Annotated in this window: 17 protein-coding genes and 1 tRNA gene; 8 read left to right on the top strand and 10 right to left on the bottom strand. The window is 74.2% G+C overall.

Annotation, left to right across the window (positions count from 1 at the left end):
* Positions 1-14: 14 nt before the first annotated feature.
* From hutU to ACN260_RS23800, 3 genes are all read right to left on the bottom strand, one after another.
* Positions 15-1,667 (bottom strand): urocanate hydratase, encoded by a 1,653-nt coding sequence (hutU, locus tag ACN260_RS23810; RefSeq protein ID WP_422753131.1) that lies wholly within the window; start codon positions 1,665-1,667, stop codon positions 15-17.
* 12 nt (positions 1,668-1,679) lie between these two features.
* Positions 1,680-2,528 (bottom strand): MurR/RpiR family transcriptional regulator, encoded by an 849-nt coding sequence (locus tag ACN260_RS23805; protein ID WP_422753130.1) that lies wholly within the window; start codon positions 2,526-2,528, stop codon positions 1,680-1,682.
* A gap of 74 nt (positions 2,529-2,602) precedes the next feature.
* The gene (locus tag ACN260_RS23800) at positions 2,603-3,547 is read right to left on the bottom strand and encodes an LCP family protein (RefSeq protein ID WP_422756810.1); all 945 of its coding nucleotides are present in this window, start codon (positions 3,545-3,547) and stop codon (positions 2,603-2,605) included.
* A gap of 221 nt (positions 3,548-3,768) precedes the next feature.
* On the opposite strand from ACN260_RS23800, the gene ACN260_RS23795 reads away from it, so the two are divergent.
* The 3 genes from ACN260_RS23795 to ACN260_RS23785 all read left to right on the top strand — a co-directional run bounded on the left by ACN260_RS23795 (position 3,769) and on the right by ACN260_RS23785 (position 6,246).
* Entirely contained in the window at positions 3,769-4,602 is an 834-nt protein-coding gene (locus tag ACN260_RS23795; RefSeq protein WP_422753129.1) for an O-methyltransferase, read from the top strand.
* A 180-nt stretch (positions 4,603-4,782) separates the two neighbouring features.
* Positions 4,783-5,100, top strand: a complete 318-nt coding sequence (locus ACN260_RS23790; protein WP_422753128.1) for a hypothetical protein — start codon at positions 4,783-4,785, stop codon at positions 5,098-5,100.
* A gap of 63 nt (positions 5,101-5,163) precedes the next feature.
* Entirely contained in the window at positions 5,164-6,246 is a 1,083-nt protein-coding gene (locus tag ACN260_RS23785) for an expansin EXLX1 family cellulose-binding protein (protein ID WP_422753127.1), read from the top strand.
* 87 nt (positions 6,247-6,333) lie between these two features.
* On the opposite strand, the gene ACN260_RS23780 is transcribed toward ACN260_RS23785, so the two are convergent.
* From ACN260_RS23780 to bcp, 4 genes are all read right to left on the bottom strand, one after another.
* Positions 6,334-6,858, bottom strand: a complete 525-nt coding sequence (locus tag ACN260_RS23780) for a GNAT family N-acetyltransferase (RefSeq protein WP_422753126.1) — start codon at positions 6,856-6,858, stop codon at positions 6,334-6,336.
* 65 nt (positions 6,859-6,923) lie between these two features.
* A tRNA-Leu gene (locus ACN260_RS23775) sits at positions 6,924-7,009 on the bottom strand.
* Between the two features lie 5 nt (positions 7,010-7,014).
* A complete protein-coding gene (locus tag ACN260_RS23770; RefSeq protein ID WP_422753125.1) occupies positions 7,015-7,917 on the bottom strand; it encodes a hypothetical protein in 903 nt (300 codons plus the stop codon).
* A gap of 52 nt (positions 7,918-7,969) precedes the next feature.
* A complete protein-coding gene (bcp, locus tag ACN260_RS23765) occupies positions 7,970-8,446 on the bottom strand; it encodes a thioredoxin-dependent thiol peroxidase (RefSeq protein WP_422753124.1) in 477 nt (158 codons plus the stop codon).
* A 134-nt stretch (positions 8,447-8,580) separates the two neighbouring features.
* On the opposite strand from bcp, the gene ACN260_RS23760 reads away from it, so the two are divergent.
* Genes ACN260_RS23760 through ACN260_RS23745 form a run of 4 tightly spaced genes read left to right on the top strand, consistent with a single transcriptional unit; the run spans position 8,581 to position 11,241 of the window.
* Complete coding sequence (locus tag ACN260_RS23760) at positions 8,581-9,300, top strand: energy-coupling factor ABC transporter permease (protein ID WP_145918134.1); 720 nt, start codon at positions 8,581-8,583, stop codon at positions 9,298-9,300.
* Complete coding sequence (locus tag ACN260_RS23755; protein WP_422753123.1) at positions 9,297-9,695, top strand: PDGLE domain-containing protein; 399 nt, start codon at positions 9,297-9,299, stop codon at positions 9,693-9,695. Before ACN260_RS23760 ends, ACN260_RS23755 begins: the two co-directional genes overlap by 4 nt.
* 14 nt (positions 9,696-9,709) lie before the next feature.
* Positions 9,710-10,480, top strand: a complete 771-nt coding sequence (gene cbiQ, locus ACN260_RS23750; protein ID WP_422753122.1) for a cobalt ECF transporter T component CbiQ — start codon at positions 9,710-9,712, stop codon at positions 10,478-10,480.
* Positions 10,477-11,241: an energy-coupling factor ABC transporter ATP-binding protein gene (locus ACN260_RS23745; RefSeq protein ID WP_422753121.1), complete on the top strand. Its 765-nt coding sequence runs from the start codon at positions 10,477-10,479 to the stop codon at positions 11,239-11,241. The genes cbiQ and ACN260_RS23745 overlap by 4 nt, the downstream gene beginning before the upstream one ends.
* 16 nt (positions 11,242-11,257) lie before the next feature.
* Here ACN260_RS23745 and ACN260_RS23740 read toward each other — a convergent pair whose 3' ends face one another.
* The 3 genes from ACN260_RS23740 to ACN260_RS23730 are packed head-to-tail and all read right to left on the bottom strand — an operon-like array spanning position 11,258 to position 13,582.
* Entirely contained in the window at positions 11,258-12,352 is a 1,095-nt protein-coding gene (locus ACN260_RS23740) for a hypothetical protein (protein ID WP_422753120.1), read from the bottom strand.
* Positions 12,349-13,065, bottom strand: coding sequence for a DsbA family protein (locus tag ACN260_RS23735; protein ID WP_422753119.1), 717 nt, complete (start codon positions 13,063-13,065; stop codon positions 12,349-12,351). The genes ACN260_RS23740 and ACN260_RS23735 overlap by 4 nt, the downstream gene beginning before the upstream one ends.
* Positions 13,052-13,582 carry a MauE/DoxX family redox-associated membrane protein gene (locus tag ACN260_RS23730; protein ID WP_422753118.1) on the bottom strand — a complete coding sequence of 177 codons (531 nt, stop codon included), beginning with the start codon at positions 13,580-13,582 and terminating at the stop codon, positions 13,052-13,054. Before ACN260_RS23730 ends, ACN260_RS23735 begins: the two co-directional genes overlap by 14 nt.
* 352 nt (positions 13,583-13,934) lie before the next feature.
* Between ACN260_RS23730 and ACN260_RS23725 the strand changes: the two genes are divergently transcribed.
* Entirely contained in the window at positions 13,935-15,590 is a 1,656-nt protein-coding gene (locus tag ACN260_RS23725) for a copper resistance CopC/CopD family protein (protein WP_422753117.1), read from the top strand.
* Positions 15,591-15,604 lie beyond the last annotated feature (14 nt).

The raw sequence follows: 15,604 nt of genomic DNA, 5'->3' as shown, positions 1-15,604 counted from the left end.
TGCGCTCCTCGCGCTCACCGGTGCTCCGCCATGGGGATGCGGACGTTGTCGCGCCCGGCGACGTCGCGGGCGGTGTCGTAGCCGGCGTCGACGTGCCGGATGACACCCATCGCCGGGTCGTTGGTGAGCACCCGTTCGATCTTCTGCCCGGCCAGCGCGGTGCCGTCGGCGACGCAGACCTGACCGGCGTGCAGCGACCGGCCGATGCCGACCCCGCCGCCGTGGTGGATCGACACCCAGGACGCCCCGCTTGCCGTGTTGACCAGAGCGTTGAGCAGCGGCCAGTCGGCGATCGCGTCGGAGCCGTCGGCCATCGCCTCGGTCTCCCGGTACGGGCTGGCGACGCTGCCGCAGTCCAGGTGGTCCCGGCCGATCACGACCGGCGCGGACAGCTCCCCGGCGGCGACCATGTCGTTGAACCGCACCCCGGCGATGTCCCGCTCGCCGTAGCCCAGCCAGCAGATCCGGGCCGGCAACCCCTGGAAGGCGACCCGTTCGCCGGCCATCCGCATCCACCGGGCCAGCGACTCGTTCTCGGGGAACAGGTCGAGGATGGCCCGGTCGGTGGCGGCGATGTCGGCCGGGTCGCCGGAGAGCGCCGCCCAGCGGAACGGCCCCCTGCCCTCGCAGAACAGCGGCCTGATGTACGCGGGCACGAAACCGGGGAAGTCGAACGCGCGCGCGTACCCGCCGAGCTGCGCCTCGCCCCGGATCGAGTTGCCGTAGTCGAACACCTCCGCGCCCGCGTCGAGGAAGCCCACCATCGCCTCGACGTGCTTCGCCATCGACGCCCGCGCCCGGTCGGTGAACTCGGCCGGCTTGGCCGCCGCGTAGTCCCGGGCGTCGGCCGGCTCCACCCCCTCCGGCAGGTACGACAGCGGGTCGTGCGCACTGGTCTGGTCGGTCACCACGTCGACGGCGACCCCCCGGCGCAGCAACTCGGGGAAGACGGTGGCGGCGTTGCCGACCACGCCGACGCTGAGCGCCCGCCGGTCCCGTTTGGCGGCCAGCACCCGGGCGACGGCGTCGTCGAGCGAGTCGGCGACCTCATCGAGGTAGCGGTCGTGCACCCGCCGGTCGAGCCGGCTGCGGTCCACGTCGACGATCAGGCAGACGCCGTCGTTCATGGTGACCGCCAGCGGCTGCGCCCCGCCCATCCCGCCGCAGCCGGCGGTGAGGGTCAGCGTCCCGGCGAGGCTGCCGCCGAAGCACTTCGCGGCGACGGCGGCGAACGTCTCGTAGGTGCCCTGGAGGATGCCCTGGGTGCCGATGTAGATCCACGAGCCGGCGGTCATCTGCCCGTACATGGTCAGGCCGAGCGACTCCAGCCGGCGGAACTCGGGCCAGGTGGCCCAGTCGCCGACCAGGTTGGAGTTGGCCAGCAGCACCCGGGGGGCCCACTCGTGGGTACGCAGCACCCCGACCGGGCGACCAGACTGCACCAGCATCGTCTCGTCGTCGCGCAGGTCGGTGAGGGTGCGCACCAGCGCGTGGTACGACGGCCAGTCCCGGGCCGCCTTCCCGGTGCCGCCGTAGACCACCAGGTCGTCGGGGCGTTCGGCCACCTCCGGGTCGAGGTTGTTCATCAGCATCCGCAGGGCGGCCTCCTGCGGCCACCCCTGCGCGGTACGGGTGGTGCCACGGGCGGCACGGACGGGCTGGTGCATGGCGTACTCCTCTCAGCCGAGGAACAACTGACGGCGGGCGGCGGACGACTCGAACGCCTCCAGGCGCTGCTGGGTCTGGATCGGGGCGGCGTCGCAGATCGCCTGGAGCACCACCATGGCCAGGGTCATCGGGGCGGTGTGCAGGTCGAAGACGAGGTCGGTGCCGACGGCGGCGGGGAGCACCAGCTCGGCGTACTCGGTTGCGGGGCTGACCGGGGAGTCGGTGATCGCCACGACGGTGAGGCCGGCGTCGCGGGCCGCGCGCAGCGCGTCGAGGGTCTCCCGGGGGTAGCGGGGCAGCACGAAGGCGAGCAGCGCGTCCGCCCCGGCCGAGGCGGCCTGTTCGAGCCGGTCGGTGAGCAGGCTGCCACCGTCGTCGATAACCCGGACGTCGGGCAGCACCTTGGCGGCGAAGTAGGCGAAGTAGGCGGCCAGTGGCGCGGCGGCGCGCAGGCCCAGCACCGGCAGCGGGCGGCTCGCCGCGAGCAGCCGGCCGGCGGCGGCGATCCGGTCCCGGTCGGCCAGTTCGCCGGCCAGCCGGTCCAGGTTCGCCATCTCGGCGCGTACCGCGCGTTGCAGTTCGTTGCCGTCGTCGGCGCGGCCGTCGGGGCCGGCGGTCAGCTCCCGCAGCCGGCGGCGCAGCGCCGGGTAGCCGTCGTGGCCGAGCGCCACGGCGAACCGGGTCACCGAGGGTTGGCTGACCCCGGCCAACTCGGCCACCTCGGCGGCCGACAGGTAGGCCACGGTGGCGGCGTGCTGCACCAGGCAGTGCGCGATGCGCCGCTGGGTGGGGGTGAGCCGGACGCCGTGGAACAGGTCGAGCAGCCGGTCCGGTGGCGCGGCGACGGCTCCGTCATTCATGCAGTGACTCTATGCATGAAAAATTTCAGTGGCAAGCACCGGCCTCCGGCCTCCCCCTCCGGAGGCGAGCCGGCTCAGCGGGCGGCGCGGACGATCTCGGCGGTGGCGTCCCGGCGGACCGCATCGTAGAACACCTCGGACTTCTGCTCGTCGGCGAAGACCACGCTCTCGGAGCCCACCCGTCCGGTGCCCCGCGACGGGCTGGTGACGAAGGTGAGGTTGCCGCCGCGCAGGCCGCGCAGTTCGGTCGCCAGGTCCAGCAGCGACATCTCCCGGTCGACGGAGACCGAGGCCGAGGTGGCCCGGACGAAGTCGTTGAGCTTTCCCGGGCTGGTGAGGATGCCGCCGCTGGCGGCCTTGTCGAGGATCGCCCGGATCACCTGCTGCTGGTGCCGGATGCGGGCGAAGTCGCCGTCCGGGAACTGCTTGCGCTGGCGGGAGTAGTCCAGCGCCGTCGCCCCGTCCATCGTCTGCCGGCCGGCGGGGAAGGTGCGCAGCGGCGGGTGGATCGAGGTGAACCGGTGGTCGACGGTGATGTCCACCCCGCCCAGGGCGTCGATGATCTCCTGGAAGCCGGCGAAGTCGACCACCGCCACGTGGTCGACGTGAACCCGGGTGAACTCCTCGACGGTCTGCACCATCAGCGGAATCCCACCCCAGGCGTACGCCGCGTTGATCTTCGCGGTCCGGCCGCCGTGCCGGCCGTCCGCCGACCGGGGTACGCGGACCCAGGTGTCCCGGGGGATCGAGACGAGCTGGGCGCTCTTCCGGTCCTTCGGCAGGTGGGCCAGGATGATCGTGTCGGTGCGGGACCCCTCGGTCCGCTCCGGGTCGCGGGAGTCGCTGCCCAGGATCATGATGTTCATGGCGTCCCGGGCGACCACCGGCGGCCGGTCCTGCGTCGGCACCCCGGTGAAGGCGTCCACCCGCTCGACGTCCTGCTCGACCGAGCGCAGATAGAGCGCGCCCGCGCCGACGCCGGCCACCCCCAGCAGGGCCAGCGCCAGCAGCGCCACCAGCGCGATCCGCCAGCCCCGCCGACGCCTCGGTGTCGGCCCCGGGGCGTCGACGGACGGGGTCGGGATGGATTCCGAAACGCTCTCACCTGCTGGCACGGCCGCATGTTACTGAGCCGTCACCCAGCACGGCAGCCCGCGTCCACCCGATGGCACCAGGCCCGAAAAGCCGCCGTACGCTGGACGTTCAGCCGCCCGTCACCTGCGGCTGGTAGAACCGCGCGGTGGACGCGACGAAACTGCGCCGGGCCATCGCCCGCACCCCGCTGGCACCGGTGGCCGCCTTCCCCGGGCGGCTCGCCCGGGTCGCCCGGTACGACGCGAAGGTGCTGCGCACCTCGGCCCGGTGGCTGGCCACCTCCCGGGAGCACCACAACTACACCTACGAACTGACCCGGCTCAGCCGGGAACACCTCACCTGGTTCGTCAGCGTGGTCTGCGACGTTCCGGTGGCCCGCGTCCGGGGGTACCTCGCCGAGATCACCGGCGACGCGGCGCTGCGCCGGCACATCGAACAGGCCACCGCCCGGTCCGCCCGGCGCGGCCTGGCCGACCGCCGGGTCCGCTACGCGCGCCGGGTCGGCTGGTACGCGATCGTCCGGGCCACCCGACCCGCCCACGTCGTCGAAACCGGCACCGACAAGGGGCTGGGCAGCTGCGTCCTGGCCGCCGCCCTGCTGCGCAACGCCGCCGAGGGCCACCCCGGCCGGCTCACCTCGATCGACGTCAACCCGGAGGCCGGATACCTGGCCCGCAGCGCGCCCTGGGCCGACGTGACGGACCTGGTCGTCGGCGACTCGGTGACGGCGATCGCCGCGCTTGACCGGCCGGTCGACCTGTTCCTGCACGACAGCGACCACAGCCACGACCACGAACGCCGCGAGTTCGACGCCGTCGAGCCCCAGCTGGCCCCCGGCGCGATCCTGCTCACCGACAACGTCACCACCACCGGGGTGCTCGCCGAACACGCCGAACGCACCGGCCGCCGGTTCCTCGCCTACCGGGAGACCCCGCTCGACCACTGGTACCCCGGCGACGGCATCGGCGTCGCCTGGTGAGGCCCGACCGGCGGTGACCCGGGTCGGCCTGCAACTGGCCGCACTGCCGGAGGCCGACGGCCACGCCGGGCACGGGACGACCCGGCTGCGGCAGCAGCGGCGCAGGCCGACCGGGTATTGCCCCCGGGCCGGTCGCGGATCGATGATTGCCGAACCACCACCACCGACGGAGGAGCCGGCATGCAGGTTCTCCACCACCCCCGCGTGGCCTGGGACATGGCCCGCCTGATCGTCTCGGCCGTCCCCGACGACCGACTCTTCGACTGGCTGTGCGCCGAAGCCGGCGAACTGCTCGGCCCCGAGCACGCGCGGTCCCTTCAGGACACCCGGCAGCGGCTGTGGCCCTGGGCCCGGACGACGCCCGAGGCCGCCGCCGTCGAAGCCGGCCGCTGGCGGGTCCGCCTGGAGGACCTGCTGCGCACCCGGCCGGAGATCGCCGAGCCGCTACGGTCACTAACCGTGATCGCGTCGGGGCTCCACCGCAACCGGATCGGCTGACCGGCTTAGCTTTCGCTTAGCCCGCTTGTCCCCGGGTCGTCCCCTGCGGCAGCATCGGTCGGCGTGACCGACGGCAGCGAGTCCCAGGACCCCGACTTCGGGCCGGACGGCCGCGCCCCCGCCGGGCGTCCCGGGCCGGGGCGTCGCCGCGCCCGGGGTGGCGGACGTCGCCGCTGGCTGGCCGCCGGTGGCGTCGCCGCGCTCGCCACCGTGCTCGGGTTGAGCCTCGCGTTGCGCTCCGGAGCCGCCCCCGCCTGCGCCGCCCCGCCGGCCGGGCTGGCCGGTGCCGGGCCGGTGGCCGCCGGGCCGCTGCCCCTGGCGGCCCCACCCACCGGGAGTACGGTCCACAAGGGCAAAGCCACCTTCTACGACTCGAAGGGGGCCGGCGGGAACTGCTCCTACCCGGCCGCCCCGGCCGACCGGATGTACGTGGCGCTCGGCCCCACCGAGTACAGCGCCGGTGCGGCCTGCGGCGGGTACCTCGACGTCACCGGCCCCCGGGGCACCGTCCGGGTCCTGATCATGGACCAGTGCCCGGAGTGCGCCCCCGGGCACGTGGACCTCTCCCGGGAGGCGTTCGCCCGGATCGCCGACCCGGTGCAGGGCATCGTCAGCGTCAGCTACCGCGCGGCGGTCGACCCGCCACTGTCCGGCCCGCTCACCTTCCGGATCAAGGAGGGTGCCTCGCAGTACTGGTTCGCGGTGCTGGTCGCCGGGCACGGCAACCCGCTGCGCGCCGTCGAGGTGCGGCAGGGCTCCGGCGCCTGGCGTACCGCCGCCCGGCAGGACTACAACTACTGGCAGATCGACTCCGGAGCCGGCCCCGGCCCGTACGCCGTCCGGGTGACCGACGTGTACGGCCACCGCGTCACCGCCAGCGGCGTCACCATGTCCCCCGGCCGGGTCCAGCGCAGCACCGTCAAGATGTACGGCGGCGGCGCCCCCGCCGCGCGGAAGAACCCGACCAGCCGGCCGTCGTCCCCGAGCCCCAGCGCCAGCCCGAGCCGGGCCACCGCCAGCCCGTCGGTGGCCGCCTCCGCCAGTTCTTCGCCCGGCACACCGCAGGTCAGCGACCCACCCGCGCTCGCCGCGTCGAAGGCGGAGCCGGGGGCGGGCCGGCCGGTCGACTGCACCTCCCGGGGCTGACTCCCACCGGGGCCGCCTGATCCCGGCTCGGCCCGCGCGGGGCCGGCGGGACGTTGCCGGGTCGTTTTCCGCGTCGGTCGAGCGGCGTCAGGCCGGGGTGTCCAGGTCACGCCACATGAGGATCTCGTCGCGGTCGTCGTCTGCCACCCGCAGCGCGCCCGGCAGCCGGCCCACCTCGCGGTAACCGAGCCGGTCGTAGAACCTCTCCAGGCCCAGTCCGCCGCGCACCGTCACGTGCAGCGCCCGCCAACCCAGCTCGGGCGCGCGCCGGGCGGCCTCCCGCATCAGGGCCTCACCGTGGCCGCGCCCCTGGGTGGCCGGGTGCACCATCACCCGTTTGAGGATGCCCCAGTGCGCCTTCAGGTCGAACCGGTTGTCGGCGAGGAACAGCACCGCGACCGGCCGGTCAGCCTCGTAGCCGACCAGCATCCGGTCCGGACCGTCGGTGACGGCGGCGAAGGTCGCCTCGGCGACGGGGCGTACGTCGGCGGTGCTGACCGGGGCGACGAAACCGACCGCGCCGCCGGCGTTGGTGACGTCGACCCAGAGGTCGACGATCTGTTCGCGCAGTGCGGGGGTGAGGTCGGGGTCGAGGACGAAACGCAGGCTCACCCTGCCGATCCTGCTGCGCCGACGCGTCGTACGCCCGCGATCGTGACCCTCCCGACAGGGCCGTGTGGTGCGGGAGGGGGGACTTGAACCCCCACGTCCTTTCGGACAATAGGACCTAAACCTACCGCGTCTGCCATTCCGCCACTCCCGCTCGCGTCAGAGTTTAGAGCGTCGCGCGGAAACGGTGGAGAGCCCGGCCCGGCGCAGGATGTTCGATACCGTCCCGTGACTGACGACGCAGGCGTCGCCGGTCGCCCCGCGGATGAACGCGGCGAGTTTCCGTGGCCCCAGATCGGGACGGGCCAGTGCGTACCGGAGGACGGTTTCCTGGTGCGGCGAGCCGCTGCGCGGTCGGAGCGGGACGGCGGCGGTGCCGGTGGTGGCGAGCCGGCGGCGGAGCCGGGCGACGTGGTTACGGTGGCAGCCGATCCGCCGGGCCGCCTCGCTCGGCCCGATGACACCCGCCTCGACCTGTCGGATCACCTCCGCGACCCGTTCCGCATCGACAGGTGCCGGGGCTGGCGGACGGTACGCGGCCGGCGGCGGGACAGCGACGCCGGGCACCACGCCGGACGGTCGGGCTTTGGCGCCGGACCGGTGACGCCCGGCGTAGGTCGGGGTCTGGCTGTGGCAGTTCGGGCAGAGCAGCCGCAGGTTCGGCGGCCGGTTGTCGACGAAGTCGCCGCTGAGGTGGTCGACGTGCAGGGTCAGTGGCCGGCCCTGCCAGGACGGGCCGGTGCCGCACCCCTCGCACTCGTCGGGGACGCCGATGTCACGCAGCGCGGCCTTCAGGCGGGCCCCCGGCACCCGTCGGGAACCCGCCGGTAGCGGACGCAGAACCCGGACCGACGGGGTGCGCCGCCCGGACGGTCTGTTGCCCCCGGCCCGCCGGCCGGTGAAGTGTGACGTGTCGATGCCCAACCGCTTGAGCTGACGACTGATGTGCGCGTGTGAACCACCGCTGAACCGGACCCCGAGAATGCGCAGGACGTCGGCGATGCTGCGGGACTCCGCCGCCGCCCGGGCGAGCATCTCCGGCGTGTACTTGTAACGGCTCATGCGCACAAAGTAGCGGCGGGGTCCGACATCATCGGCCGGCGGCCGGAGGCGTTCAGTCGAGGCCGAGGTCGCGGCGCAGCTTGGCGACGTGGCCGGTGGCCTTGACGTTGTAGAACGCGTGCTCGATCTTCCCGTCCGGGTCGATGACGAAGGTGGACCGGATCACCCCGGTCACCGTACGGCCGTAGGACTGCTTCTCGCCGAAGGCGCCGTACGCGGTGAGCACCGCCTTGTCGACGTCGGCGACCAGCGGGAAGGTGATGGCGTCGCGCTCACGGAACTTCGCCAGCTTGGCGGGCTGGTCGGGGGAGATGCCGACCACCTCGTAACCGGCGGCCTGGAGCGAGGCGAGCGAGTCGCGGAAGTCGCAGGCCTGCTTGGTGCAGCCGGGGGTCATCGCGGCCGGGTAGGCGTACAGGATGACCCGGCGACCGCGCAGCGCGGCGAGGGAGAGCGTCTCCCCGGTGTCCGTGGGGAGGGTGAAGTCGGGAGCGGGGTCGCCGGGGGCGAGCCGGTCGGGCGCGGTCATGGCGACGACCCTACCGCCGGGCCGCGTCGCCCCGGTCGATCCCCGCCGGTGAGCAACGCCATGCCTTGTTGCCGTGTCTTGGCAACAACCCGTGCCGGGAAATAGTCTGGTCCCGCCAGCCGACTGGAGGTCCCGTGGAAACCCTGGCGATGCACATCTCGAACGGCATCATCAACGGTCCGGTCGCGGGGATCTTCGCCGCCGTCGCGCTGGCCGCGCTGACCTTCTGCGTGCTACGCGGCCGACGTGACCTCGACGACCGGCTCGCGCCGATGGCCGGCCTGGTCGCCGCGTTCATCTTCGCCGTGCAGATGCTCAACTTCCCGATCTTCACGGCCGGGGTCTCCGGTCACCTGCTCGGCGGCGCGCTCGCCGCCCTGCTGGTCGGCCCCTGGGTAGGCGCGCTCTGCGTGTCGGTGGTGCTGATCGTGCAGGCGCTGGTCTTCGGTGACGGCGGCGTCGCGATGCTCGGCCTGAACATCACCAACATGGCGCTGCTCGGCACCGCGGCGGCGTACCTGCTGATCGCCGGCCTGCTGCGGGTGCTGCCCCGCACCCCCACCGGCCTGGCCGTGACCGCCTTCGTCTCGGCGCTGGTCAGCGTGGTCGTCGCCTCCCAGGGGTTCGTCGTGCAGTACTGGCTCGGCGGCACCACCGACCTGGGCGGCAACCTGACCGGCCTGGCCGGCACGATGGCCGGCGTCCACCTGCTGATCGGCATCGGCGAAGGGCTGATCACCGCGACCACGGTCGCCACCGTGGCCAAGGTCCGACCCGATCTGGTGTACGCGTTGCGCGCGCTGAAGCCGGCGACCGCGCCGGCCCCCGTCCCGGCTGTCGGAGGTGCCCGGTGAGGAAGCGGTCCTGGGGTTTCGTGGCGGCCGGCCTGCTGGTCGCCCTGGTGCTTGCCGGGGTGGTCAGCAACTACGCCTCGTCGCACCCTGACGGTCTGGACTCGTCGCTGCTCAAGGGCTGCACGGTCAACGCCGACGACGAGATCACCGGCGGCTCCTGCCCGGCCCAGCAGGCGAAGGACCACGAACTGGCCGACAGCCCGCTGGCCGACTACGGCATCCGGGGCGTGGACAACGGCTTCCTCTCCACCGGCCTGTCCGGGGTGGCCGGCGTGCTGCTCACCTTCGCCGTCGGCGGCGGCATGTTCTGGCTGCTGCGCCGCCGTGGCCCGGCCGACGCCCCCGGGCAGCCCACCGACACCGACGTCCGGCAGTCCGCCGGCACCGCCGACTGACCGGGCGGTACGACGTGGGTGCCGGACACGCGCACGTGCTCTACCGGGACACCCCCTCCCGGGTGCACCGGCTCGCCCCCGAGGTGAAGATCGCCGCGATGGTGCTGTTCACCGTGGCGGTGGTGGCCACCCCGCGCGAGGCGTTCTGGGCCTTCGGCGGGTACGCCCTGCTGGTCGCCGTCGTCGCCGCGCTGGCCCGGGTCGGCCCACGCTGGCTGCTGCTGCGTGCCACGATCGAGGTGCCGTTCGTGCTGTTCGCCGTCGCCCTGCCGTTCCTCGGGGCGGGCCCGCGCACCGAGTTCGCCGGGCTGAGCCTGTCGGTGGACGGCCTGCACGGGGCGTGGAACATCGTCGCCAAGGGCACCCTGGGGGTGCTCGCGTCGCTGCTGCTGGCCGCCACGACCACCACCCGGGACCTGATCGTCGGCCTGGACCGGCTGCGCTGCCCGCAGATCATCACCCAGATCGCCACCTTCATGCTGCGCTACCTCGACGTGCTGGTCGGCGAGGCCCGCCGGATGCGGGTGGCCCGGATCTCCCGGGGTGACGACCCGCGGTTCCTGTGGCAGTTGCGCGGCTTCGCCGCCGGGGTGGGCGCGCTGTTCCTGCGCGCCTTCGAACGCGGTGAGCGGGTCTACCTGGCGATGCTCTCCCGGGGGTACACCGGGCGGATGCCGGCGGTCTGGCAGGGTGCCGGGGCGGCTACCGCCGGGCAGTGGGTGGCGGCGGCGACCGTGCCGCTGGCGGCGGTGGCGATCGCCGCCAGCGCCGTCGTCCTGACATGATCGGGGACGTGCCTGACGCTGTCTCCCTGGACGTCCGTGGCCTCCGGTACGCGTACCCGGACGGTCACGTCGCCCTGGCCGGGGTGGACCTGGCCGTGCCGCGCGGCGGGCGGGTGGCCCTGCTCGGCCCGAACGGCGCGGGCAAGACCACGCTGGTGCTGCACCTCAACGGCATCCTCACCCCGACCGGGGGGTCGGTGAGCGTGGGCGGGCTGACGGTGTCCCGGGACCGGGACACCCTGGCCGAGATCCGCCGCCGGGTGGGTGTCGTCTTCCAGGACCCGGACGACCAGCTCTTCCTGCCCACGGTCGCCGAGGACGTGGCGTTCGGCCCGGCCAACCTGGGGTTGCGCGGTGCCGAGCTGGCCGCCCGGGTGGACGAGGCGCTGACCGCGGTGGGGATGGCCGAGCACCGGGACCGCGCCCCGCACCACCTGTCGTTCGGGCAGCGGCGTCGGGTGGCGGTGGCCACCGTGCTGGCGATGCGTCCGGAGATCCTGGTGCTCGACGAGCCGTCGTCCAACCTGGACCCGGCGGCCCGCCGGGAACTGGCCGGGATCCTGCGCGCCCTGCCGGTGACCCTGCTGATGGTCACCCACGACCTGCCCTACGCGGCGGAGCTGTGTGAGCGGGCGGTCATCCTGGACGCCGGCCGGATCGTCGCCGACGCCCCCACCGCCGACCTGCTCGCCGACGCCGACCTGCTCTCCCGTCACCGCCTCGAACTGCCCTACGGCTTCCACCCCCGGCCGATCGGCTGATCATGCCGGTGGCGGGTCAGGTCCGGGCCGGCTCGGCGGCGGGCCGGGGCGCGGCGGCGCGGGCGGCGGCGTGCAGCCGGAGCAGGCCGGCGGCGACCGCCCCCACCCCGGCGACCAGCACCCCCGTCAGCAGCACCCGCGCGACGCCGCCCGACCAGGGCACCGGGGCGACGGCGCGGGACAGCACGGTCAGGTTGGCGACGCCGACGAAGAGGGCCAGGCACGCCCCGGCCAGCGCGAGCACGAAGTCGGCGGCGGGCCGGCGGGCCAGCGCCCACCCGCCGGCGGCCACCGCGCCCAGCCCGGTCAGCAGCGGCCAGAGCTGCCCGGCGGCCAGCCCGAGCAGCACCCCGCCGAGGCCCTGCGCCCCGGCGTCCAGCTCGCGGCCGAGCACGAGGGCGACGGCGGCCGCCCCGCCGAGGGCGAGCACCCCGCCGACGCCGCGCAGCGCCCGGGTCCCCGCGCCGGTGCCGGCCGGAAGCAGTCCCGCCGCGCCGACCAGCAGCGCGCCGAGGGTCACGGCCACCCACCAGGGGTACGGGTCCGGCGGCGGCACCCAGTCGAGGGTGCCGCGCAGCTCCGCCGGTTCGTCGCCGACGCGCAACGCGACGGTCCACTCCCGGACCCGGTGTTCCCGGCCCGGGGCGGCGGCCACCGGGGCGGGCACCCCGGTCTCCCGCCACAGGGCCCGCTGGTCGTGCCAGCGGACCCGCCGGTCGTCGCCGATCCGACGCCACTGCGGGGCGGCGGCCGGATCGGCGGTGGCGGGCAGCGCGGTGTCCCCGGCGAGGGTGCGGTTGAGGTACGTGGCGGGGGAGCGGACGTTCTCGTACACCCCGCCCGGCCCGACCCGCAGGTACGGCTCGCCGGAGTAGCCGATCACCTCGACGTCCCGGTCGGAGTGGTTGACCAGTTCCAGCCGGGCACCCGCCTCGACGGCCCGCGCGGTCAGCCCCGGCCGGGCCGGGGTGATCCCGGTCACCGTGGTGCGGTAGTCGGTGCCGTCGGGGGCGTCCGCCCCGTGCGCGTACGCCGGTGCGGCGCCGCCGAGTAGGCCGAGCAGTACGGCGGTGACCAGCAGTACGGCCCGCCGCAGGGGTGCCGGGGTCACTTGCCGGCCGCCTCCACGGCCGCGGTGATGCCCGCCGGGCTGCGGTCCTCCAGGGCGGTGCCGTTCACCTTGATGGTCGGGGTGCCGGTGACCCCGGCCTTGCTGGCGTCGTCGGTGACGTGTTCGGTCCACGCCGTGTACGTCCCCTCCTTGACGCAGGAGCCGAAGTCGTCCCTGTTCAGCCCGACACCCGCGCCGATGTCGATCAGCTGGTCGTTGCTCAGCCCGGCGCTGCCCTCCGCCGGCTGCTGGGCGAACAGCGCGTCGGTGAACTCCTTGAACTTGCCGCCCATGGCGGCGCAGCCGGACGCGGCCGAGGAGCGGGTGGAGTATTCGGTGGTGGAGAACCGGTTGAGGTAGGCGACCGGGTGGAAGACGACCTTGGCCTTGCCGGAGGAGACCAGCTGGTTGACGGTCTCCCCGCTGGTCTGCTGGAACTGCTTGCAGGCCGGGCAGAGGTAGTCCTCGTAGAGGTCGATGGTGACCGGTCCGGTGCCGAGCACGATGCCGGTGCCGGCGTCGTTCGCGCCGGGCGGGGCGGTGAAGGTGTCCGACTTCTGGCTGGAGTAGACGCTCCATCCGATCAGGCCGGCGACCACCAGCACCACCACCGCCCCGACGGAGGTCCAGAGGGTCCGCTTGCGGCGCTTCTCCCGGGCGATCTGCTCGCGGACCACCCGCGCGGCCTGGTTGCGTCCCTTACGACTGCTCATCGTCGTCCTCCACGGATGGGTCGCCCGCGAGCCAGCCGTCCACCGAGAACGGGGTGCGGGGCCAGATCAGCAGGAATCCGGCCAGGGCCAGGAATCCCAGGTCCCGGAGGATCTCCGGGAGGTAGCTCGGGGACTGGCCGGCGGCGAGCTGCCCGCCGCTGCCGAAGCACCCGCAGTCGATGGCCAGGCCGCGGGCCCAGGCCGAGGCGATGCCGGCGATGAAGACCACCAGCAGCGCGGCGGAGATCCCGGCGCTCAGCCGGGTCGCCAGCCCGGCGAGCAGCAGCAGGCCCAGCGCCAGTTCCACGAACGGCAGCGCGGCCCCGACCGCCGTCGCCACCTCGTAGGGCATCACCTGGTACGCGTTGACGGCCCGGCCGGAGGCGGCGAGGTCACCGACCTTCGTCCCGCCGGCGTACAGCCAGACGGCGGCCAGGCCGAGCCGGGCGGCGACGCCGAGCCAGGGGCGGACGAGCGGCCAGCGGCCGGCGGGGGTACGCGCGGTGGTCACCCTCATTGGTCGTCCCGCCCGGCCCGTGGGTTCCCCGGGGTGACCGGTCGCCGGGTCGCCGGCCGGGGGACCGGGGGCCGGTCGGGACCGGGCGGCGGGCCGCTACGGCCGGTGGCGGAGGGGTCGCGGTGAGCGGGGATCACGACAAGCCAGGCTACGCGGCGTGGCGGGGACGGGCAGGGTCGTTCGGCCCTTTCCATGGTCCTGCTCACGCCGGGAACTTTTTCCCGCCGCCGTACGACTACCTGCTCATGACGCCCCACCACCTGCGGCAGGCGCCCCGGCCGCCGTGGCCGCCCCGTGCCGTCGCGGGGTGGCCGGGTGGGCGTACCGGCCTGCGGTCAGCGAGCATGGCGGGATGAACGCAGTCGATCGTCGCCGGCTGGCCCGGCTGGGGGCCGCCGCCGGCCTGCTGGTCACCCTCGTCGCCCTGCTGCTCGCCCCGGCCGGGCCGGCGGGCGCCCACGCCGTGCTCTCCAGCAGCAGCCCGGTGGCCTCGTCCGTGGTGCCGAGCGCCCCGTCGGAGGTGGTGCTGACGTTCAGCGAGTCGGTCCGCAAGGTGCCCGACAAGGTACGCGTCATCGCCCCGGACGGCTCCCGCGCCGACCGGGGTGAGCCCCGGTTCGAGGGGTCGGTGGTGACGATCGGGGTGGACCCGGCCGGGCCGCAGGGCACCTACCTGGTCAGTTACCGGGTGATCTCCGCCGACAGCCACCCGGTGTCCGGGGCGTTCACCTACTCGGTGGGGGCGCCGTCGACGCCGCCGACCGACTCCGGCTCGGACAGCCGCGCCGACCCGGTGGTCGGCGTGGGCGTGAAGGTGGCCAGGTACCTGGGGTACGCGGGCCTGCTGCTGGTGGTGGGTCCGGCGCTGGTGCTGGCCGCGCTCTGGCCGCTGCGGCTGTCCCGGCGGGGGCCGGCCCGGCTGCTCTGGTCCGGCGTGGGGCTGCTGGCCGTCGCGACGGTGGCCGAGGTGTGGTTGCAGGTGCCGTACACCGCCGGCGGGGGGTTGTTCGACGTCACCGGGCAGGGCCTGTCCGAGGTGCTGGGCAGCGGGTACGGCACCGCCCACCTGATCCGGCTGGGCCTGCTCGCGGCGGCGGTGTTCCTGCTCCGGCCGCTGACCCGGGGGCCGGTGGGGCGTACCGACGGGATCATCCTGACCGGGCTCGGGGTGGCCGGGTTGTTCACCTGGCCGCTGGCCGGGCACCCGGCGGCCTCCCCGGCACCGGCGGTGTCGGTGCTCGTCGACGCGGTGCACCTGGGCAGCATGGCGGTCTGGCTGGGCGGCCTGGTGATGCTGGCCGGGTTCCTGCTGCGCCGGGCCGACGAGCGGGAGCTGGGGGCGATCCTGCCGATCTGGTCCCGCTGGGCGGCGCTGGCGGTGGCGGCGTTGCTGCTGGCCGGCGTCGTGCAGGGGCTGATCGAGGTGGCCAGCGTCGAGGCGCTCACCGGCACCACGTACGGCCGGCTGTTGCTCGCCAAGATCGGGCTGTTCGCGCTGGTGGTGGCCGTGGCCGCGTACTCCCGGCAGTTGGTGCGCCGGCGGACCGCGGCGGCCCGGCCGTTGCCGGTGCGGCGCGCGGTGTGGGTGGAGTTGGCGGTCACCGCGGTGATCCTGGGGGTGACGGCGACCCTGGTGCAGACCCCGCCGGCCCGGACCGCCGTCGACGGTGGCTCCGGCGCCGAGGCCGGCTACTACTCGACCACGCTGACCAGCCCGATCTACTCGCTCCAGGTGGAGCTGGACCCGGCCGAGCGGGGCAACAACTCGATGCACCTGTACGCCTACACGCCGGACAACCGGCCGCAGCCGGTGGTGGAGTGGAAGGCCACGGCCGCGCTGCCCTCGGCCGGGGTCGAGGCGATCGACATTCCGCTGCTCAAGCTCACCGACAACCACGCCACCGGGGAGTTCAGCTTCCCGTCGGCGGGTGAGTGGCAACTGCGCTTCACGGTCCGTACGTCCGACATCGACCAGGCCACGGTGACCGCCACCGTGCCGATCAAGTAAGGAAGGGCCCGTCC

This window comes from Micromonospora sp. WMMD708, assembly GCF_049315245.1.
GTDB classification, from domain to species: Bacteria; Actinomycetota; Actinomycetes; order Mycobacteriales; family Micromonosporaceae; genus Micromonospora; species Micromonospora wenchangensis.
The sequence above is the reverse complement of the archived record's forward strand: the minus strand, read 5'-3'. Positions and strand labels throughout refer to the sequence as shown.

Coding starts and splice junctions, on each gene's coding strand:
- ACN260_RS23770 (WP_422753125.1), bottom strand. CDS start 7,917: ATGAGCCGTTACAAGTACACGCCGGAGATGCTCGCCCGGGCGGCGGCG.
- ACN260_RS23805 (WP_422753130.1), bottom strand. CDS start 2,528: ATGAATGACGGAGCCGTCGCCGCGCCACCGGACCGGCTGCTCGACCTG.
- ACN260_RS23745 (WP_422753121.1), top strand. CDS start 10,477: ATGATCGGGGACGTGCCTGACGCTGTCTCCCTGGACGTCCGTGGCCTC.
- ACN260_RS23735 (WP_422753119.1), bottom strand. CDS start 13,065: ATGAGCAGTCGTAAGGGACGCAACCAGGCCGCGCGGGTGGTCCGCGAG.
- ACN260_RS23725 (WP_422753117.1), top strand. CDS start 13,935: ATGAACGCAGTCGATCGTCGCCGGCTGGCCCGGCTGGGGGCCGCCGCC.
- ACN260_RS23790 (WP_422753128.1), top strand. CDS start 4,783: ATGCAGGTTCTCCACCACCCCCGCGTGGCCTGGGACATGGCCCGCCTG.
- ACN260_RS23730 (WP_422753118.1), bottom strand. CDS start 13,582: ATGAGGGTGACCACCGCGCGTACCCCCGCCGGCCGCTGGCCGCTCGTC.
- bcp (WP_422753124.1), bottom strand. CDS start 8,446: ATGACCGCGCCCGACCGGCTCGCCCCCGGCGACCCCGCTCCCGACTTC.
- hutU (WP_422753131.1), bottom strand. CDS start 1,667: ATGCACCAGCCCGTCCGTGCCGCCCGTGGCACCACCCGTACCGCGCAG.